Origin of the sequence: Kutzneria sp. 744, from assembly GCF_000568255.1 — a bacterium.
GTDB lineage: Bacteria > Actinomycetota > Actinomycetes > Mycobacteriales > Pseudonocardiaceae > Kutzneria.
Genome location: NZ_KK037166.1, coordinates 4,635,513 through 4,656,359, shown reverse-complemented (window position 1 = coordinate 4,656,359; position 20,847 = coordinate 4,635,513). Strand labels below are relative to the sequence as shown.

Annotated in this window: 15 protein-coding genes, 1 tRNA gene and 2 pseudogenes; 12 read left to right on the top strand and 6 right to left on the bottom strand. The window is 66.5% G+C overall.

The annotated features are described in order from the left end of the window. Positions 1-783, top strand: a complete 783-nt coding sequence (locus KUTG_RS20680; RefSeq protein ID WP_052395115.1) for a DsbA family protein — start codon at positions 1-3, stop codon at positions 781-783. Positions 784-956: 173 nt separating this feature from the next. Next, positions 957-1,029 (top strand) — tRNA-Ala (locus KUTG_RS20675). Between the two features lie 455 nt (positions 1,030-1,484). On the opposite strand, the gene KUTG_RS20670 is transcribed toward KUTG_RS20675, so the two are convergent. Continuing rightward, a complete protein-coding gene (locus KUTG_RS20670; RefSeq protein WP_043718879.1) occupies positions 1,485-2,609 on the bottom strand; it encodes a hypothetical protein in 1,125 nt (374 codons plus the stop codon). A 139-nt stretch (positions 2,610-2,748) separates the two neighbouring features. Here KUTG_RS20670 and KUTG_RS63765 point away from each other — a divergent pair, with 139 nt between their 5' ends. Then, positions 2,749-3,090, top strand: coding sequence for a hypothetical protein (locus tag KUTG_RS63765; RefSeq protein WP_043718877.1), 342 nt, complete (start codon positions 2,749-2,751; stop codon positions 3,088-3,090). Positions 3,091-3,240: 150 nt separating this feature from the next. Here the strand turns inward: KUTG_RS63765 and KUTG_RS66360 are convergent. The 4 genes and pseudogenes from KUTG_RS66360 to KUTG_RS20650 all read right to left on the bottom strand — a co-directional run. Next, a pseudogene (locus KUTG_RS66360) lies at positions 3,241-3,648 on the bottom strand (cysteine hydrolase family protein); the annotation flags it as partial. 375 nt (positions 3,649-4,023) lie between these two features. Then, the gene (locus KUTG_RS20660) at positions 4,024-4,224 is read right to left on the bottom strand and encodes a hypothetical protein (protein WP_043718875.1); all 201 of its coding nucleotides are present in this window, start codon (positions 4,222-4,224) and stop codon (positions 4,024-4,026) included. A gap of 335 nt (positions 4,225-4,559) precedes the next feature. Continuing rightward, a complete protein-coding gene (locus tag KUTG_RS58780) occupies positions 4,560-5,720 on the bottom strand; it encodes an AlbA family DNA-binding domain-containing protein (protein ID WP_157494680.1) in 1,161 nt (386 codons plus the stop codon). A gap of 106 nt (positions 5,721-5,826) precedes the next feature. Then, positions 5,827-12,141 (bottom strand): AAA family ATPase, encoded by a 6,315-nt coding sequence (locus KUTG_RS20650; RefSeq protein WP_043718871.1) that lies wholly within the window; start codon positions 12,139-12,141, stop codon positions 5,827-5,829. 235 nt (positions 12,142-12,376) lie between these two features. On the opposite strand from KUTG_RS20650, the gene KUTG_RS20645 reads away from it, so the two are divergent. The 9 genes from KUTG_RS20645 (at position 12,377) to KUTG_RS66345 (ending at position 20,394) form a co-directional block, all read left to right on the top strand. Then, entirely contained in the window at positions 12,377-13,381 is a 1,005-nt protein-coding gene (locus KUTG_RS20645; RefSeq protein ID WP_052395112.1) for a sensor histidine kinase, read from the top strand. A gap of 1,048 nt (positions 13,382-14,429) precedes the next feature. After that, entirely contained in the window at positions 14,430-14,993 is a 564-nt protein-coding gene (locus KUTG_RS20635) for an IS701 family transposase (protein ID WP_052395111.1), read from the top strand. A gap of 82 nt (positions 14,994-15,075) precedes the next feature. Further along, on the top strand, positions 15,076-16,377 hold the full coding sequence (locus KUTG_RS20630) for an IS256 family transposase (RefSeq protein ID WP_043729001.1): 1,302 nt from the start codon (positions 15,076-15,078) through the stop codon (positions 16,375-16,377). A 129-nt stretch (positions 16,378-16,506) separates the two neighbouring features. Further along, on the top strand, positions 16,507-16,893 hold the full coding sequence (locus KUTG_RS66355) for an HNH endonuclease (protein ID WP_369794489.1): 387 nt from the start codon (positions 16,507-16,509) through the stop codon (positions 16,891-16,893). A gap of 558 nt (positions 16,894-17,451) precedes the next feature. Further along, entirely contained in the window at positions 17,452-17,838 is a 387-nt protein-coding gene (locus tag KUTG_RS61520; RefSeq protein ID WP_043718868.1) for an amidohydrolase family protein, read from the top strand. Next, positions 17,813-18,163, top strand: a complete 351-nt coding sequence (locus KUTG_RS66350; protein WP_084579598.1) for a pyridoxal-phosphate dependent enzyme — start codon at positions 17,813-17,815, stop codon at positions 18,161-18,163. Before KUTG_RS61520 ends, KUTG_RS66350 begins: the two co-directional genes overlap by 26 nt. After that, the gene (locus tag KUTG_RS20620; protein WP_052395109.1) at positions 18,106-18,603 is read left to right on the top strand and encodes a pyridoxal-phosphate dependent enzyme; all 498 of its coding nucleotides are present in this window, start codon (positions 18,106-18,108) and stop codon (positions 18,601-18,603) included. The genes KUTG_RS66350 and KUTG_RS20620 overlap by 58 nt, the downstream gene beginning before the upstream one ends. 105 nt (positions 18,604-18,708) lie before the next feature. Then, positions 18,709-20,124, top strand: coding sequence for an NF041680 family putative transposase (locus KUTG_RS20615; protein WP_043718867.1), 1,416 nt, complete (start codon positions 18,709-18,711; stop codon positions 20,122-20,124). Next, positions 20,125-20,394, top strand: a complete 270-nt coding sequence (locus KUTG_RS66345; protein WP_084579596.1) for a pyridoxal-phosphate dependent enzyme — start codon at positions 20,125-20,127, stop codon at positions 20,392-20,394. Between the two features lie 20 nt (positions 20,395-20,414). Here KUTG_RS66345 and KUTG_RS20610 read toward each other — a convergent pair. Then, a pseudogene (locus tag KUTG_RS20610) lies at positions 20,415-20,847 on the bottom strand (transposase); the annotation flags it as partial.

Here is a 20,847-nt window from a genome sequence, read left to right as displayed (position 1 = left end):
GTGGGCGCGGCCCAGAACAACAACAAGCGTGACAAGAACAAGGCCAACGCCGCCCGGGCCGTCGCGGCCGCCCGCGGCGCCCGCAACGACCGGCGCAACATCGCCATCGGCACCGTGGCCGTCGTCGTGGTCGCCATCGCCGTGATCGTCGGGGTGGTCCTGTCCACCCGGCAGTCCACCCCGCCCGCCGCCACCGGCGCCGATGCGATCAAGGTCACCAAGGCCGAGGCCGAGTACACCGCCAAGGCCGGCGACGACGGCACCGTCATCGCCGGGCAGGACACCGCCAAGACCAAGATCGACGTCTACGAGGACTTCACCTGCCCCTACTGCGGCGACCTCGAGAAGCAGAGCGGCGCCCAGATGGCCAAGGCCGTGGCCGACGGCAAGATCCAGGTGCGGTACCACCTGCTCAACATCCTCGACAACAACACCAATCCCCCCGGCTACTCCCTGCTGGCCGCCAACGCCGCCATCGCCGCCGCCAAGCAGGGCAAGTTCGCCGACTTCCACGCCAGCCTCTACGCCCAGCAGCCCAAGGAGGGCGGGGCCGGCTACACCAACGAGCAGCTCATCAGCCTCGGCAAGCGCCTCGGCATCACCGCCGCCCAGTTCTCCACCGACGTGACCGCCGGCGCCTACAGCAACCTCGTCAAGCAGCAGGTCACCACCGCCTCCGCGCCCCCCGTCAACCTCCAGGGCACCCCCACCGTCCTCAACGGCACCACCGACCTCAAGGCCCTCCAGGACCCCCAGTGGCTCGACAAGCTCCTCAACACCTGATCCCTTGATCCTTCTCGCGGCCCGTCACGCCCCCCGGCGTGACGGGCCGTTCACGTTCCTGACCTGCCCGAACCCCACTGCCCGCCCCCCGATTTCACTTCTCCCGGACCCGTCGTGTAGGGTTTGCACCACGAGATGAGGGACCTACCAACCCGGGTTCCAAATCTCGGCTCGGGGCTGTGGCGCAGCTGGTAGCGCATCACACTGGCAGTGTGAGGGTCAGGGGTTCGAGTCCCCTCAGCTCCACAATTGTTGAATAGTTTAGATACGCCCCCTAGCCTGGGAAAACTAGGTTCGGGGGCGATCTTGTTTTTTCGTCCCAAGTGGACAGTGGATGACGTAACTGGAGCAAAACTGGAGCAGGGCCCTGACCCTATGCGAAATGGGGTCAACGTTTTGCTCCAGTTCGATGTCACCCGACCGGGGATTCTTCTGCGACGTATCTCCAGGACGCGCGCCGACGGGCCGACGGGGTGTCGCAGGCGGCTGCATAGGGGCAGGCGGTGTGGCCGCCGCTATGGCTGCGTCAGCGGGTCATCCGCCGGCGACGTTGATCGCCACCAGGCCTTGGCGGCACGCAGACGGGTGCCCCTAGCCGCACGTCGCCGACCTACGGTCGTTCCCGATGTTGTTGATGGTCTTCGGCGTGTGCCGCGCTATCCCTGAGTCGGCAGCGTGATGTGCTCGGCGACGTGTGGCCGTCACGGCGCATCGGTGTCTTTGGGCGCGATCGGGTCTCCGATCAGGCGCCGCACTTGGTTCTGCTTGCTCCACGGCAGGTGCTCGAGCTGTGGCAGCTGCGCCGGCCGCTCCGCTGGAGGTAGGGCGGCCAGGTGCCGAAGGCGGTCATGTACGGGGAGGACCGAGTCGCTGAGCGCTTGGAACACCGCGGTCACGTTCTCGGCCAAAACCGGAGAACGCATTAGGGACAAGAGAAAGGCCGGCAACAGCATACGGACCTCGATGTTGTCGGCCACGACGGCAAATGCGGCCATGCCTGCCGCGTTGCGGTAGCCGGCGAAGGCGTCGGCCATTTGGGTAAATGCTGCAACGCCCACAAGCACACCCGACGCAATGGGGCGTATCGCGTCCAACTCGGAGTCCTGTGTGGACTCCAGGGTCCCGATCAGCTGCGGCAGGTTGCCCAGCTCGCCGAAAACGGCGAAGCCATCGGTGGCCGGGCCGGTCAACCACGGCCCCACTCCGTCGGGGCGATAGCGACGGCCCTGATCGAGGCCCATCGCACGCTCCATCGGCTCGGCAGCTTCTCCGAGCTGTTCCGCGGCTGCGGGCTCGCCAAGGCTCAGACCGAACAGTACGGCGAACGCGTGCGCCCGCTCGCTTAGAGGTTGCCGGCCGAAGCGCGGCACATCAGGTTGTCGGCGGCCCGCGTACTGGGCGGCGATCTCGGTGATCGCGTGCCAGCGGGCCGACTCGGAATCCGCGCTGTCGCCGCCGGACCTCTTGGCCAGCTCCCTCTCGATGGCGGTCTGCATCTGACGCAGGTGCGTGATCATGGAAGCGCGTGCCAGAGACGTCGGAACGGGATAGCCGTCGAACCAGAGCGCCACGCGCAGCACCTGGGGGTCTTTGGTGAGCGTCCGCAGCTCCAGCAGGGCACGTAGTTGGTCACCCGCCTCAGCGGGGTAGGTCCACACCGGTCGAGCGCCGTCTTGCCCGGTCCGCTCGGGGTGGGGGAGCAGCCCGCGGTTGCGCCAGAACTCCAGCGTGCGCTCGCTGATGTCGGGCTCGACCGAGCGTGCGATAGCCAGCAGCGCGGCCGTGTCCAGCCGCTCCCCACTACTCCCACTCGCCGAATTCGCCACAGGTACTCCCACTCGCGGGGGTCGTATCTTGCATCTTACGCCGAGACGGCGTGAGAGGCTGTTCTCCCAGGTCAAGCGCGCCTACAGTGGAATCTCTCGGAGCTAGTCGACAACGTGAACTACCCACAGTGAGGTGCACATGAACGAGGATGAGATCGCTCGAGCGGTGGCGCATGTGCGTCGCTGGATCGCGGCGCATCCTGACTGGCGTCGGTGGTCGGCCGAGGACATCGCCGCCGCATTGGCGCAGGACGACGACTGGGCAACTGTCACGCTCGCTGGTTGGATGCGGATCCCGGACGGCGCGTTGATCGCGATGATCGTCGAGAAGGCCCTGCCGTATCCGACCAACATCGGTGTCGAGGTGCTGGTTGAGGCGATCCAGATCGCCGCTCGCAAGCGGACTCGGACCCAGCGGATCGGCGCACTGACGATCGGGGCGGCCGCGGCAGCACTGGTCTGGACGCTCTTCAACTCCTGAAAGATTAGGAACGCTCGTCGCGGCGGCCGTCCGGCGCGACTTCGGTCCAGTACTGCGGGTCGCGTCCGTAGTCGAGGGTCCGGAAGGCCCGATCCCAGGGCGCGTTCGGTGCGACAAGTTCGCGCCAGGGGCGACTTCGGTGTAGAGCACCCGCATCGAGTTGAGGCCGCCGAAGTGCAGCGCGGGCCCGTCGGTGGAGACCGCGTCCTCGGGCACGGCCACTTCGGAGTTCCGCTCCAAGGCTGCGCGCACTGTCGCTTCAACCCAGACGTTGGTCTGCAACCCCGCGACGATGAGCCGGCTGACGCCGAGATTCCTCAGCAGCGGCTCCAGCTCGGTGTAGGTGAAGAAGCTGGGCCGGGTCTTGCTGAGCACCAGGTCTCCTGGCTGCGGTGCCACCACGTCCATGATCCGACTTTTCCACTGCTTCTGCTCGTCGGACACCTCGGGTATGCGGCTGGCGCGACTCCGGAGATGGCGGGCGGCTCGAGGATTTGCTCCCAGCGCGCCCGCCTGGCTTGAAACGACGCGCGAGTACAGCACCGGGATCCCGCGCGCACGCGCGGTGGGCGAGAAGTTCGGCGCACCCGGTGATCACTGTGTCGAGCTGCCAGATCGGTGGCCAGCCGAGCGCGTCCCGCACCCCGTCATCGGAGAGGTTACCCGTTCTGCATGTCGATCATGAGCAGCGCTGTTCCGGTCATCGCGATCCTCCCGGGTTGGCGGACTCTGCCGGCTGATCACGAGGTTCGCTGAAGACGGTGGTGAAGGGAGTCGCTGAGGGGGTGGCTTTCGCTCCTGCGTTCCGGTCTGGTTGGCTGGGATGGGGTCAATGGCATTAGCCGCGACGGGCGCTGCTCGGCGACACCGTCGTTCGCGGCGAGAAGGCCACGAGCCCACGCATGCGGCGTGGGCTCGTATGGAGGCGTCGGACTAGGGCGGCCTGCCGTCAAGTGGTGTCAGCCCGACGACGATCAAGCCGCTGGCGTCAGTGACTCCGCCATACAACAGCCTGAGCACTTTGTATGCGTCGGTGCGGTGCTGCTTGCTCCCGTCGGACTTGGCGAAATGCATGGTATAGCCGATCGGTTCGGCGACGAAGACGGCGTAGCCGCTTAAGAACCAGACCCACACAGCCGGCATTCTCTTAGTCTGCGGCAGCGGTGTCGAGTGGGGGAGAGTAATCCCGGAATCGCCCTGCGGTGAAAGTGTCGGTTGACACAAAGGGATCTGGCTACCCTGTCCTGAATCCTAGAGAAGGGCCTGAGCTTGGTACAAAATCGACGTGGTGTCGTCGCGAGAACGGCTGGTGCGGCTGCTGTCGGCGCGTTGGGACGGCGCACCGGGTTGACGGAGCAACAGGGTGACGCAGTGGGCGACCTGCTTAGCGCATCAGTGCGGCTACGTCGAGGTGTCGGCGGGATCCGATCTGGCTTCACTTCCGGCTTGGCCGCCAGTTTGTGGTCGGCTCAATCCTCCATCCGGTCCTTAAACTGGTTCGTCAGGCTATTTGGATCGTCGAGCGCCGTATCTAGATCGGTGCGCAGCTCTGTACGTAGATCTGGAAGTTTGGGTGGCTGGTAGATGGGATTGGCGAGGAACTCGTCAACTTCTGCGGTGACCGCCTCCCACCACTTCAGCGTCCCTCTACGTCCTCGTTGATCGTTTCGGTCAGACAGTAGGGCATTCCAGACTCTGAGTTCCCAAGAATTATGCTCACTGTCGAGTCGGATTCCAGTAGAAAGGAAGTTTTGTAGGCCTAGGGATATGCGCTCGGCGCGATTTGATGAACGCTTCCACGTGTCAACGGTGAAGGCCCACCAAACTCTTCTGCGAGCCTGCGCAACCCGTGTAACGAGTGATTCTGGCGAGTCGCCTTGGAGCTCTTCGACCACGCACTGGAGGTCGCGGACAAGGTATTCAACATTCGCCACATCGTCTCCTGCCGCGGACGCTGCTGCCTCGGCATCGCTGGCGGCAATTGCGGCCCTATCTACTGTGCTGGTCAGCTCTTGCAGTGGTTGGGCGATGTTGCGATCGATCGCATCCGTGATCTGGTCGACTTGTGCGCCGACTGCGCCGACAGCGTCTCTCAATTCCACGGCCGTGTGGCGGAACCTTGCCGAAAATGTGCCAGCTTCCCGGTCGAGGTAGACGTGGAGCAGTTCATCATCTGTGAGGGCGCGGGTGGAGCGGCCCTGTCGTGTCTGTCGGCGTCCCTCATCGTCGAAGTGTGGTGGCATTGTTGGCCGCACTTCGACCCTGAGAAATGGTTTTCCCTCACCTACAGACTCCTCGACGATGAAAACATCCACGGGGATTGGACGGATCTTGCTCGCCATATCTTGAAGCCGTGCGACCGCTCTGTCGAGGCCTTTCGGTAGACCGCAGGGCACGCCGTACACCAGTCCCGTTTCGGTATCCTCTACCTCGTCTACGCCGACGAGGAGGTGAGCAGCCTCGCGAGCGGGGTCGAGTGCGACCCAGTTCGCCAGAGCGGCCAGGACCTTGGGGGACACAGCTTCGGCATCTCGTTTAAACTCGTACCGTCCGGACTCGCCAAGCGCGAGCATCTGCAGAGCTTCGGCACTCGCGTGCTTGTAGCGCGTTGGCCGCGCAGTGATATCCACACGACGGTTCTAACAGAACAGTCTGACTGCCGAGCTTGCAGCGGTACTGGAGTGGCAAGCGAGCTCGGCGATGGGTCGTTGGCACTTCAAGTTCCAGACGAACCAATCAACCATCCGCGCCGTCGGCAAGTGATGCGTCACCATGCACGACCTCGCGAGTGATCAAGTTCCCCGTACCCCAAGCTAGAAGCCTCTCGAACGCTGCGGGGCTCACCACCAACATCGTGCCCCGTGAGCGCGGCCAGGGCAGATGGTAGGCGTCGCCTTCGTAATGACTCCGCCAGGTGATCATGGCCAACGCGGGTCCGATGTCGTTGTGCAGCACGAACGGCTCGGCGGCCGGCTGGAGGCCAAGTGCCAGTCTCAGAGCCGGGCTCGGCACCAGTAGGCGATCGTGCACACCGAGGCCGTCGCGGGCGTCATCCATGAATTCGTCGTCAACGTTGATGCCGATCAAGGGGCTGGTGGTATCGGTGGTGATGTTGTTGAGCAGCGGTGGCATGGCAGCGAACCAGCTCGATGCGCTCTCAGCGGAGAAGGGACGGCTGCTGAGCCCGATCGCATCGCCGGGCCTGCGCAGTTCGAGCGCGAGGTCGCGGCCCGACTGGCGCAGAAGATCGTCTCTCTCGGGCCATACCGGCAAAACCGTGGTTTCCTCAGTGCGGGCGATCACTCGCCAGCGCCGGTAGCGGCCAGCCGTCAGGATGTCGCACTGCTCAAGGGACGTGGACGCCACCGTCATGACCAGATCGGCCTCCGCTGCGCCTCGTGACTGCACCCCGGTGGCTTCGATCGCTCGGGCCCAGACCGGGTCCTTGGCGCCTGGTGGAGCGATGATGTGGGGGCGAGGCTCGCGGGTGCACTCGATCGCCAAGGGCAGTGTGGGACGGTTGACCAGAACACGGGCGAGTGCTTGCTCCCATGCCGCTGGGTTCGCAGGCGGTCGTCCGGAGGCCAGAAGCGCGGCCCGGCCACCGGATGCCGCCAGTTGCAAGGCCTCCTCCACCAGCCTGCAGCGGCCGGTGAAAGCGTCAGTCCATCGCCTATGTCTTGTATCAGCCAGTTCTTGAGCCTCACTTTGGATCTTTTTCATCTCGTCAGTGTCGCTCAACGCGGCATCGACCCGGGCGACAACGGCGAGACCAAGGTTGGGCAGCAACTCTTCGGCTGCCAACAGTCTGCGGCCCGCGAGCATGCCCACCAACTGCGCTGCCTCTTCGCTGAACCGTTCTTTGCCGGCGGGCAGCAACAACGTCGTACCGAGAAGCGCGGCGTCAGGTGTCGCAGAGGGCGGTGGGGTGTTGTTGTCCCCCAAGAGTTTTGACGCCAACGCGCGGACAGTCAGGTACGGTCCGTGCGCATGTTGCTGGAGAGCGTCGCGGCACTGCTCCGCCACCATGGGATGCGCCGCGTCGATGTCGGTGATCACCGCGAGCAGCCACGACAGCAGGGCAGGTTCGTTCAGGGCCGGCAGAACAGCCGCCAGCGCCTTGATTGCGGCTTCGGGGCGGTGCAGCAGGAGTAACTCGAAGGCGATGAGAGCCCGTCGGCGGTTTTCCTGGCCAGGATGGGCCATCGTGCCGAGGACGGCTTCGCAGAACACCCCGTCGATCTCGTCGGTCAGGTCGTTGTTCGTGTTCTCCGCCGGTGGCGCGTAGGGCACCTGCGGGTCGTCCTCGGGGGACATTCGTGGCGTGCGGAGGGAAATCACCGAGTGTGCCTCGTCCCAGGCCGAAAAGCTCGCGTCGTGTCCATGGGCGTGGGGCGTGAGACCGTCTACGAGGCCGGCGTGGATCAGTGCTTGGCTGACGCCGCGGGAACCACGATGACCGCCCGCGACCACTTGAGTAACCTCCGCGGCGACGGTCGCCCACGTGGCGTCCGCGTCCAGGCAAGTGGCATGGCGTAGCGAGTCCAACTCCTTCTGCCCACCGAAGTTCATCCAGAAGCCATCGCTGCTCGTTCGGGTCCAAGCCAATGACAGGGCCACGGCGGCGAGCCTGGGGTGGCTGTGGTGCTCCAACCCGCGTCCCACCAACGTGAGCAGGCGGCTGCGGTCGAGTGTGTCAACCGTGCTGGCGAGACTGTGCAGGGCGGCTATCGCGTCTTCCTCGGCACCGGCTCCCGCGAGCTGGACCAGACGATCGCCGATGAGGGTGGCGAACTTCTCGGGAGCCCAGTCCGGGCTCGACGTGTCATAGGGGCGGCGGCGCCAGGCGCGAATGGCGCGGTTGAGTCCAACAATACCGTTGGGGAACTCGCCCACGGCGTTCTGCTCAGGGCTGACTGGCGTCTGCGACGCCGTTGCAGGTTGCCGGCGCGGCGTCACAGCGGCGGCAAGAGGAACGCAGATCTGCGGCGCATTCACCCGCGCTGCAACGAGATTGAGCGCCTGTACCCACGCGGTGTGTTGTGCGATGGACTCATCGCTGTTGGTATTCGGATCCGACAGTGGACGTTCGTCGGCCCTGGCTAGGAGAAGAGTGAGCAATTGCCCGGCAAGGTCCTCTCCGGTGCCGGCTGTGATGTTCGCCAGTCGCTCGGCCATGGCGGGATCGGCGGTGTCTTTCGTCATCGGCAACGCCAGCCGGAGTGCGCCGGCGACTACCGGATCTGCGCTCTGGTACCACGACCGCCACACGTCTTCGAGCGCGCCGCCGTACAGGTCGTTGACGTGGCCGCATTGTTCCAGCAGCGTAGGAATGACGAGCCGGGTGAGTCCGGCGGGGTCGGCTTCGGCAAGCGTGGCCCACCACTGGATTTTGGCAGCGCGGGTTTCTTTTCCATCGGTGTGACGTGCCACTCGCTCACAGGTGGGTTGGACCTGGGCCAGGCGAGCTCGGGCACGGGAGGGATCCGCAGCGACGAGGGTCTGAAGCGGATCGAGGACTTCGTAGATCGTGGTGTCCTTGTGATACCCGTAGGCGGTCATGAGGCAGCAGGCTTCATGCCAAGAGGACTCCGCTCGGTCCATGTCTCCGCATGCGATGGCGAAGCGCGCGGCCATGAGGCGGTACTCGGCCAAGGTCGAGTAGTAACGCCGTCCCGAGCCCTCGGTGAGCGCCGCGTCGATCAACTCTTGAGTCGCGGCGCGGCGCCCCTGTGTGGTGGTCGCGGCGATCGCCAGAGTCAGAAGCGAATCCGGAGTAATGGGTCCCGCGTCCTGCCCCCGCATGGACACTCCGACGCCTTCGCTCACCTGGCGGAGGATGCGCAGAGCCGCCGGCCACCTGTCGTCGTCGAGGAGGGCGATGGCACGGCGCAGGCTGCTCGTGATCCGCTCCCGAATCGGGTAGAGATCGCACGCGGGAGGCCTGCCGGTGAACGGTTCGAGGTCGCCAGCCAACAAGCCGACGGCGGCGAAAGCAAGCTGACCTCGATCTGCCTCAGCACTCTCCGCCTGCACCAACGCCAACACGAAGCGCAGCCAGCACAGGTACCATCCCGCGCCGCCGAGCATGCCCTCCACGGTCGGCAAGATCGTCGGGTCGCGCCGCGCGGCAATCACACACCGGTCAAGCCACATCGGCACCCGCTGCGCGACATGAAGAGCGTCATGTCCCGTCACCTCCCGGGTGAGGGCTATTAGGGCGGTCCGCGCCTCGCCGACGGACGACCGGTCGATATCCTGAGGTGCCGCGCCGAGTTCGATCATGCGGTGGGCGTTGCCCGGTGCGGGCTCCCGCATCGCCAAGGGCAGCAGTCGGGCCAACAGTTCGACAGCGCTGGGGTCCGCGGAGCGACAGGCGACTTCGGCGAGGACGAGTGCCGCGTCCGGTGGACTGTCGAGGTGGTCGAGAAGTGCAGCGGTGGTTTCGATGCCGAGCACATCGGCGGCGACCGGGATGATGTCGTCGGGCGGAAGGTTGCTCTCGTTGAGAAAGCTGGCGATGTCTTTATGCCGCGGCGCAGTGTTCTGATCCTCGGTCACAGCCTGGCGTAGCTGCCCACGTGCCCAAGCCAGGGTGACTGCCTTGTCGGACTCCGATCCGTAGTCGGTGTCATTGTTCGCATCCCACTCCGCGAAGGCGGGCAGGTAGTCCTGCCAGGGAGCCACAGCGCCAGCAGCGTCGATGGCAGCGCACAGTTGGAGCCCGGCTCGTGCCGGTACCGCGGTGTAGCCGTCGAACGTGAGGCGGCTGGCAAACTCCTCCTGACCGAGCAGCGCCATAGGCACATCGATGTACTCGACGATGGCGGTGTCCAGCACTTCGTACTCGAAGTTCTGGGCCGCGCGGGCCAACTCGACGCAGCGGGTCAACGCGGGCAGGTCGCGCAGACGCCCGGCGCAGCCGGTCGCCACCGCGAGGTTGGCCGCGATGGCGGACGCCGGGTGCCCGCCGGCCACGGCGTTGGCGACGAAGGATGCGTCGACCTTGTTGAGTGCCTCCTTGTCGCGGCCGGCTGCGGCCAGCGTCGTTAGCAGAAAGCGGAATGCCCGCTCGTCGCGGTAGAAACCCCGCGCCTCGAGCCATTCGACGACAAACCGGAGGTTGGCCGCCAGCGCGGCCGGGTTGGACTCCAGCTTCCGCCGCAGGAACCGTGCGAAGGATTCGTGGTACACCCGGAGCCCACCTTGGGCGGCTCGCTCGACCAGAACAGGCGCCAGTGTCGCGAGCGCGTCGTCGAGCCTGTGGGTGAGGTCTGGTCGCATCTCGGCCAACTCGGTCCGGCTGGCGGGAAAGTCAAGCAAGCCAATGATATCCGCGACACCTGAGCCTTCGCCGAGAGTACTGATTAGGTGTGCGTAGTAGTTCTGCAGCTTTCCGTCGAACGGTGGCAGGGCGCTCAGTACGGCTTCCGGATCCGCCTCAGTCCGGGCATGCCTGTGGACCTCGCGGCAGAGGTAGGTGGCGTACAGCGCGTTGCCGCGGGACCGTTCTCCGAGAGTTGCGAGGAAGCTGTCGGTCTGATCCTCCTCCACGATGGCGTCTGTGACGTCGGGCCCGGCCACCACGCCGAGCTTGGCGGCCAACGCGCTCAGCTCCTCCGGGGTCAGGCCGGGGATCTCGACGGTATGGGCGCTGTCCTGGTGGAGCGGCGCAAGATGTTGGCCGGGCTGGCTGAGCACGATGAGGACGCTGCCGGCCGGTATGTCGAGCCCGGCCAGGGCGAAGGCGAGTGCCGCGGACGGATCTGTGCCCGGCAGCGCCTCTCGAAGCCGCCCGACGTGATCAAGACCGTCGACCACCAGTGCGACCCGACGATCGGGCCGGGCCTGCACCGCGGACCTGACGGCGTTGGCCAGCGACTCCTCGTTGGCGGCGTACAGCGGCCTCTGTGTCTCGACCAAGCTCGGATCGGCTTCGGCCAGCCGTCCCAGCAAGCTGCCGAAGACGGTTTCGGCTCGCACGCGTTCGTTGCGCTCGTCGAGGGTGTCGTTGAGGTAACAGTAGTGCTCCGCGACGAGCCAACCGGACGAGACCAGTTCCCGGACGAGCTGGTCGCACGCCCAGGACTTGCCCTGGCCCGGCGGCCCGGTCAGGACGAGCGGAACGCCTTGCAAGGCAGCATGTTCCGCCGCTACGCGAACATCGGCCACGGTCGTCGGGCGGGTCACCTCGACCGAGTGGTCGACGGGGTGCGCTCGGGAGACGGCGCCGAAGTCGCGCCTGATCTGGGCACGCGCAAGCAGAGCTTTGGCGGTCGGCTCGCTCAAGCCCTGGCGGGCTTGTCTTGTGAAGGTCGCGAACGCGTCCGCGACGTCCGCCGCCGACCGGTTCGCATTGGGGTACGACTCCGCGCCGACCTCGGTGCGGACCCGGGTCAGCAGAATCAGTTCGGCCGGTCCCGGATCGAGCATGAACCCGGTCGACTTGGGCGCCTCGACCTCGATGACAAGGTGATGGCACAGCCAGGCGAGGTCGGCCCGGTCGACGGCCTTCTTACCGGAGCGGAGGAAATCGAACCGGGACCGCTTCGATTTCGAACCTGTCGCCGGTCGATGCGTTGCCAACGGCCAGAGGCGGTCGACGTCGAACCGGAAACGCCGGGTCTGCATGCCAGCCACGAACGGGCCCGGGTCGAGGTTGGCCGGCACCAAGACGTCGGTGAGCGCCTCGTCGACCGGCCAGGTGTCCCTGAGGACGACCCGAAACGCGAGTTCAATGGCATCGCTACCCGGTCCGTCGCGGTCGGCGACGGCAGCCGCCACGAGGCGATCGAGGCGGAGATCGCGCTTGTCGTTCGTGAAGGTATCCACCGTCAACGGCTTGTCGTCGTTGTCGGTGTGCTTGAACTGCGTGCGTTCGCGCCGGCCGCCCGCCGTCACGACTGTGAGATCGTCGAACCGGTCGTCCTCGACCTGCTTCTTGTCCACCTGCGCGGCGATAACCGTCCCAAGCACGAGATCGACAAGTCGGCTCGCGGCCAACAAGTCCTGGTACTCGTACCCACGATGGGCCGGCTGGAGGCTGGACATCGGACTAGATTAGGCGATCGGCATGCAAACCGGCCTGCCCACGAGAAGCATTTCGGCTGCTGCTCAGCCCCAAGAACCACGCCGTGCACCTTGCCTCCGGTTTGCCGGGCGCGCCGACCGACAACTGGTCGCCGAGCAGATCCAGCACCGCATCGACGCCCCCGCCGCCGGTGTCGTCCAGCGCGATCTGGACGACATCCCCCCAGTGCTACTCGATCGGCACCGCGCCCAATTCATGCAGGAGATCCTGGTGGTCGGGCAGGCGGTGGTCAGCACCCGCGCGCCGGCGGCGATGGCGGACTGGACCGCGAAAGACCCGGCGCCACCCGCGTCGGCATGGATCAACACCGTCTCGCCGGGACGGACCTCGAGCCGCCGGACGATGGGCACCGCTTCGGCCGCCGGCTTCAAACTGAGGTCGGGCCGGTCCGCGCTGATCATCGCGATCAGCGGCGCGGTCGTCGCGGCCGGCGCGAGCCGCGTCGTCCATCAGCTGGCCCCCGAGGTCGCGCAGCTGCCGTGGTGGCTGGTGCTGACCGTCGCGCTGCCGGTGTGCATCGGCACGGCACAACGCGACCGGCTCCACGCCGTGCGCAGCGCGCGGATCGCTGCCGAGGAGTCGCGGCGCGCTCGCGAGTCCGAAGCACGAGAGGCGGCGCTTGTCGAACGGAGTCGGATCGCCCGCGAGGTCCACGATCTGCTCGGCCACTCGCTGTCCTGGATCGCGCTGCAACTGGACATGGCCGACGCGCTTCGGTGCAGCGGACGCGAGGACGAGGCGACGGCGGCGATCCGCAAGGCGCGGGCGCTGGCGGTCGATTCCATCAACGAGACCAGTCGGGCGGTGCACGCGCTGCGCGACGGCGCGTTGCCACTGCCGGAGGCCCTGCGCAAGCTGGCTGAGCACACCAGCGTGCGATTCGTCGTCATCGGCGAGGCGACCCAGGTCGGCGCCGACGCGGCGCTGACGATCGTCCGGACCGCTCAGGAGGTGCTGACCAAGGCTGCCAAGTACGCGCCGGGTGCCGCACGCGACATCCGCCTGGGATTCGCCGTCGACCGCATCACCCCCACCGCGCACAACGGGCCCGCGACCGAACCGTTCAGGGCCGACCTGGCCCGCGGTTCCGGGGTCGGGCTCGTCGGTCTGCGGGAACGCGCCGCGCTGCTCGGCGGCACCCTGCATGCCGGGCCGTCCGACAACGGCGGCTGGACCGTGGAACTGGAGCTGCCCCGATGACCACCGACACACGTAGCGCTCGCGGTCCGGATGATGAGCCTTCATGACCACATCGGCGCCGTCCGCGCCGGCATCCCCGCTGACGAGATCCGGGACCTGCCGGCGCTCCCGTGTTCCCTCAGCGCCATGCCTTCACCGCCTCTAGCGCCGATACCGACCCACCACGCGCCGCCAGCGTCGATGTTGCCGCCGCCGTCTTCGGAGGCAGCCAACCTGGCCGTCGAAAATAGTTGAAAATCGATTCATTCCGACAGTTCTGAAGCAACACTGGAGCGCGGGCGCGAGTTGACCCTGCTGGCTACTGCCTCGTACTGTGCCTAACAGCGGTGGTCGCTGCGGCATTGACTTGGCGATTCTCTATTCACGCGGGTCGCCGGCAGTCTTTGGTGTTGTTGCGCGGGGGTCGAGTCCGTTCAGCTCCACAATTGTTGAATAATTCAGATACGCTCCCTGGCCTGGGAAAACTAGGGTTGGGGGCGATCTTGCTTTCTGTACAAAGTGGACGGTGGATGACGTAACTGGAGCAAAACTGGAGTAGGGGCCTGACCTTATGTGAAATGGGGTCAGGATTTGCTCCAGTTCCATGTCGCCCGACCAGGGATTCTTTGCCGACGAATCTCTAGGACGCCCGTAGGCGGGCGGGCGGGCACGGCCGGCAGGCGGGAAGGGGTAGGCCAGCCCGCGTCGTCGCGGCTGCGGCCCGATCAGTCGGTGACCGGGTGCGCCGGTCGTCCATTTCAGCCCGGGCGATCCGCGAGTCCGTCGTCGCCGCCCAGGTCGCGATCAATGGATGGGTCGACGGTTACAACCGTCAGCGGTGGGCTTCGGACCCGGTCGATCACTCCCGCGAGCTGGACGCCGACGCTAGCCACCTTGTGGATTCGTGGCAGCGTGCGTTGCGTGTCGACAGGAACTGGTGGCCCGGCCAGTCGAACCGTCCGGCTTTGGTGAGCACGGGTCGCCAGTTCCTCGTGCGGGGCCTAGTAGTGCTTCGTTAAGTCGGGTGAACTTGCTTATGTTGCGGGTGATCCATGCCGTTGATCATGTCGTGAAGCTGGATCAGGTGGAGCGCCTGCGTGAAGAGCTGGAGACGTTCGCTGGCGAGATGCTCGCCTCGGTTCGCCGTAAGGATCAACGGCGGTGGGGCGCGTGTTACCTGCGAGGGCTGATGGTGGACGGCAAACGCAAGTCGATCCAGCCGATGGCCGCACGGCTGCCCGAGGGCAACGAGCAGGCCCTGCAACAGTTCGTGTCCGCCTCACCATGGGACCCGGTGCCGGTACGCGCCCAGCTGGCCCGGCGGATGGCGGGCGAGTTGGAGCCGGAGGCGGTGATCTTCGACGACACCGGATACCTGAAGTCGGGCAGCTTCTCGCCGTGCGTGGCCCGCCAATACACCGGCACCGCCGGGAAGATCACCAACTGCCAGATCGGGGTCAGCGCGCATCTGGCCACCGAAACGGCGTCCTGCCCGGTGAACTGGCGATTGTTCGTGCCCGAGCAATGGGACCCGGACTCGCCGCGGGCCAGCGCGGACGTCGCTGAGCGCCGAGCCCGCTGCGGCATCCCCGAGCAGGTCGGGAGGTTGTCCCAGGTCTCGTGGAAGTTCTGAGGTGGCGGTCCCCCGCCTGAGACCTGCCATGAGGTAGGTGTTGGGCGTCTGCCAGGACAACCCGACAAGCAAGGGGACCGCCGTGGATAAGCAGTACCAGACACCGGAGATCGACTCGACCCGGATCGCCGTGCCCGAGCGGATCAGTATCGCGCTGGACGAGATCGCCGCCGACCTGCGCGAGGGCCTGCTCGCGCTCGCGGTGGGCGCTGGCATGCAGGTGTTGACCGCGATGATGGACGCGGACGTGACCGCGATGTGCGGGCCGCGGGGCCAGCACGATCCGGACCGGGCCGCAGTGCGCCACGGCCACGAGCGAGGGTCGGTGCCCCTGGGCGGACGGCGCGTGCCGGTTACCCGACCCCGGATGCGCGCGGCTGATGGCTCCGGTGAGCTGCCGGTGGCCAGCTACGAGGCGGTCAACGACACCGAGGTGCTGGGCCGGATGGCGCTGGAGAGGATGCTGGCCGGGCTGTCGACCCGCCGCTACACCGCCGGCCTGGAACCGGTGGGTGCCCAGGTCACCGACGCCGCTACGGCGGTCAGTAAGTCGGCGGTGTCGCGGAAGTTCGTGGCCGCGACCGAGACCGCGTTGGCCGATCTGCTGTCGGCTGATCTGTCCACACTGGATCTGGTGGCGTTCATGGTCGACGGGGTGCATTTCGCCGAGCACTGCTGCGTCGTGGCGTTGGGGATCGGCATCGACGGCACCAAGTACCCGCTGGCGCTGGTGGAGGGCTCGACCGAGAACGCCACCTTGGTGACCGAGTTGATCGTGAGTCTGCGGGAGCGGGGTCTAGATGTCACCCGCCCGGTCCTGGCGGTGGTCGACGGCTCGAAGGCGCTGCACCGCGCGATCAAGGACGTTTTTGATCATCCGGTGATCCAGAGGTGTCAACTACACAAGGTCAGGAATGTGGTCGACAAGCTGCCTGAGAAGCTGAAGTCGGTGGTACAGCGTCGAATGCGTGATGCCTACCACGCTGAGGGTGCCCTGGCCGCTCAGGCTCAGTTGGAGGCGCTGGCCGCGGAGTTGGACCGCACACATTCTGGTGCGGCCGCTTCGGTGCGCGAAGGGCTAGATGAGACGCTGACGGTGCTACGGCTAGAGGTGTCCCCGACGTTGGCGCGAACCTTGCGCTCTACCAACGCCATCGAGTCGATGATCTCTATCTGCCGCGAGCATGCCCGCAACGTGAAACGCTGGCGTGACGGGAAGATGGCGTTGCGTTGGTGTGCTGCGGGCATGGTCGAGGCTGGCAAGCAGTTCCGCCGTGTCAACGGGCATCTGCACCTGCCCGCGCTACGGGTCGCGCTCGAACGGCATGTCGCGACCGAAACCGCCGGTGTTGTGAGGCATGATGGGCGTGTGACCGCAGCCTGACGATCATGGGCCGCCACCGAAGTTCCACGAACCTCGGGACAATCTCAGAACAAGATCAGCGTCAACAAGGTCTGGAGCCGCTACCGAGCCACTTGGCAGACACCCGCAGGGCCTCGACGAGGCTTGCAGGTGAAGGTCGAACGCGGCGACGGGAAGAAGCCACTGGTCGCCCGATGGGGTGGGGTTTCGTTGGCCCACCGTCGGATCACAAGGGAGGTCCTCAAGGACGATCTCCCAGCTATCTGGAGGAAACGTCCGGCAGAACTCGTCACCCGGCTCCGAGTCGGGCTGTGTGAACTCTGCCACGCGCGCGCCGACGTCGAAACGCACCATGTCCGGCGTCTGCACGACCTCCGAGCCGGGAATCAGGCTGAACAGCCTGAATGGGCCAAACTGATGGCGTCACGCCGACGGAAGGCCCTGATCGTCTGCCGTGACTGTCACGACCAGATCCATAATGGACACTCGTCGCGGCGGGTTTCGAGGAATGTGGCGCTGGAGAGCGACGTGCGGTGAAAGTCGCACGCGTCGTTCGGTGGGGGGTCGCCGGAAAAGGTTCCGTACCAACGGAAACCTCGCCGGCGGCCTACCCTGCTCGCGCAGGTGTCATAGGTCCGCTTTGGACAGTCACGGTACGCGAGATGCGAATCGCCGGGCTGCCCCAGCGACCAACCAACCACCGTCGGTGGGGTTTGACACTGGAAAGCTGCTTGCGGTGAAAGTCGCACGAGCAGTTTGGGAAGGGGCCGTCGGAAAAGGACCCGTGCTACGGGCACCTCGTCGGTGGCCTACTTCACGGCACGTCCGGTTTGGCGGGGGGCCGTCGGAAAAGGGCCAGGTCATCTGGCACCTCGCTGGCGGCCTACCCGACGTCACGTACGGATCTGTGGGAGCCGGGAGGTGAGATCCCTCCCGGCTACCCGACCAGCGTCCCGGCGTCGGCCTGCCCGCCGCCGACGAGCACCACCTGCGGCACATGCCGATCGGCTACCAGCGGCAGCGCCGGTTGGCCATCCTGCCATCCCGTCGGATCAGGCCGACGACTTCTCCGAGGCCTACGACACCCTGCTTCGTTTGTGCCACAAGCTGTTCAGGGCCGGCATTGCGCTGTGGCCGGGCACCGACCAGCTGCACAGCTACACGTTGCAGCGCGAGCTCGAGCTCTACGGCGAGGCCGGCCTCACCCCGGCCGAGGCCCTGCGCACCGCCACCATCGACGCCGCCCGCCACCTCGGCGCCGAGCAGTCCAGCGGCACCATCGAGCGCGGCAAGCGGGCCGACTTCTTTCTCATTCCCGAAAATCCGCTCGACCGCATCCGCGCCATTCGCGACGTCCGGCTGGTGGTCCAGGGCGGCCGGGTCTACTCACCCGAGCACATGCACCGCGCCCTCGGCGTGACGCACTGGACCCACACACCCGCCATGCGCCTCGGCGATGCGCCGCTGCTGCCCGGGCAATGAGCAATCTGAAAGGGGTCGTGACGTGACAGGACCGACAAGCGCGCGCATTCCCACCCTGTCCGAGATCGAGGACACCGCGCGGCTCATCGCCGGCCACGCCGGCGAATCGCCGCTCATTACCTGGCCCTCCTCCGGTGGGCGCGTCCGGCTGAAGCTGGAGAACCTCCAGCCCACCGGCTCGTTCAAGATCCGTGGCGCCACTGCGGTCCTGCGGTCGCTCTCCGACGAGGAACGCGCCGCCGGGCTCGTCACCCCAGCGCCGGAAACATGGCCTGGGCCGTCGCGTGGCTGGCCCACGAGCACGTCATCCCTTGCACCGCGGTAGTTCCCGAGCACATCCCCGAAGCGAAGGCCGAGGCGTTCGCCGCCTGGGGCGCGGACGTCGTCCGGCTCCCGTTCGCCGACTGGTGGACGATCATGGAGACCGGAGTCGCCGACGCTTTCCCCGGCACGCTGGTGCATCCCTTCGCCGATCCCCGCGTGGTGGCCGGGAATGCCGCCATCGGCCTGGAAATAGCGAGGGACTTCCCTGATGTCGAGACGGTGCTCGTGCCGTTCGGCGGCGGCGGTTTGAGCCTCGGCGTCGCGGCGGCGGTCAAAGCACTTGTGCCGAGTGCGCGCATACTCGCCGTGGAGGTTTCGACCGCGGCGCCCCTTTCCGCCGCCTGGGCGGCGGGCCATCCGGTCGATGCGCCTTATGCGGCCACCTGGATCGACGGCATCGGCAGTCCGCGCATCGCGAACACCATGTGGCCCTTAGCTTGAGATTTAAGGTTGGTGTGCCCACGACGGCACCCGGTTGATCATGGATGAAGCCCTTGGTTGATCATTCCTTCCTGCGACAGTCGGAAGATCACACCAAGGGCTTCGATGATCAGTGTGCACCACACCAGCGCCACCGCTGTGCTGGGGGACCTGTCCGGGTTCCGTAAGGCGTTCTACCAGTGTCTGACCGCGCGGGCGGACGCGTTGTTCGAGTTGGCCGACGCGGCACTGTGCGCCGAGGGACCGGTCACCTCGCTGGTCGAGTTATCACTGGCCACCGAACACCGACGGGGCCACGGCACCCTGTACGACGGCCTGCGCCAGGGCAAGATCGACATCACCCGATTCCGCAACGTTGTCGCCCGCCAGTCGATCCCCCGCTGCGACGACGGCCGGATCGTGTTGGCCATCGACGTGAGCCACTGGCTACGCCCGGATGCGAACACCAGCCCGGAGCGGCTGTTCTGCCACACCTACGCACGCGGTCGCGGCCAAGCCCAGATCATCCCCGGCTGGCCCTACTCCTTCGTCGCCGCCCTGGAACCCGGCCGCACCTCGTGGACGGCGATGCTCGACGTGACGCGCGTGCGTCCCGACGATGACCACACCGACCTGGCCGCCACCCAACTCCGCGCCGTGGTGGACGCGCTGGTCACCGCCGGACACTGGCACGCCGGCGATCCAGAGATCTGGATCACCGGCGACAGCGGCTATGACGGTCCCCGCCTGGCATTCCTGCTGGCCGACCTCCCGGTCCAGGTGCTGGTGCGGCTACGGTCCGACCGGGTGCTCGCCTTCCCCGCGCCGCCACGGCAGCCCGGCGCCCGAGGCCGCGGCACCCGGCACGGAGCCCGGTTCGTGTTCGCTGATCCGGCGACCTGGCCGGTCCCCGTGCACACCACGACGACCGACACCACCCGCTACGGCGCCGCCCACGCTCGCTCCTGGGATCGGTTGCACCCCAAGCTGACCCGCACGGGCGCCTGGGCCGACCACGCCGGCCACCTGCCGATCATGGAAGGCGCGGTGATCCGGCTCCAGGTCGACCGGCTACCCGGCACCGGCACCCCGAAACCGCTGTGGCTGTGGCACTCCACGACCGCGGCAACCCCGGAGCAGGTGGATCGGCTGTGGCAGATGTTCCTGCGGCGTTTCGACCTGGAGCACACTTTCCGTTTCCTCAAACAAACTCTGGGCTGGACCACGCCTCGCGTCCGTACGCCCGACGCCGCGGATCGGTGGACCTGGCTGATGATCGCGGTCTACATCCAGCTTCGGCTGGCCCGTCACCTCGTGGAAGATCGACGGCGTCCCTGGGAGCGAAAGTCGGCAACACCTGCCCGGTTGTCCCCGACCCGGGTCCGGCGAGGTTTTCGCGCGGTTCGCCCGACGGCCGCTTTGCCTGCCAGCGCACCGAAATTCTCCCGGCCCGGTCCTGGACGTCCGGCAGGGTCACGAAACTCCAGCCAAGCCCCGGTACACGACCCCGGCAAGCCCAAAAAAACAGACATCGAGGGTTAAATCTCAAGCTTAGTCCGCGCGCATTTGGACGGCGTGGTCACCGTGGCACCCGAGGAAGTGGCCGAGGCAGTCCAAGAACTGGCGCTCACAGCCAAGGTGGTTGCGGAAGGGGCGGGCGCCGCAGCACTGGCGGCACTGCGCGCCGGGAGAGTCGGCGACGACCGAGCGGTGTGCGTGGTCTCCGGCGGAAACCTCAATGCCTCCGCCCTCGCTTCCACTCTCCGAACCGACGGCACCTCCCGACCGCCGACTAGTGCCAAGGCCGTGTAGTTAGGCGGTTGTGGTGATCGTCAAGCGTCTGCCGGTGTCAGGATGTCGATGCTCAGGGTGGCCTTATAGCTGGTCCGGTCGATATTGGGTCCTCTGGCCTGGTGTTTGGAGATGGCGCGTTTGACGATGCGGGGGCAGACCCGGAGCCGTCGGACCGGCATGAGGTGGGCCAGGACGTGCCGGCCGATCGTGCCGACCAGGTCGATGACGGTGCCGGCGATGACGTTCGCGGCCTGGATCACCTGGTCGCGGGAGGTCTGATAGGCGATGGTGAAGCTGGCCCGGTCCGGATCGGTATCCGGTCGGGTGCTGGTCGCGTCGGCCATGGCGGTGCGGAGCAGGTGGTAGGTGACGAGCAGGGCGTAGATCTCCTGCTCGATGCCGACCGGGGTGCGGGCGCGGAGCACCCGGCCACCCAGGATGGTGGATTTCAGCTCCAGGTAAGCGGTTTCG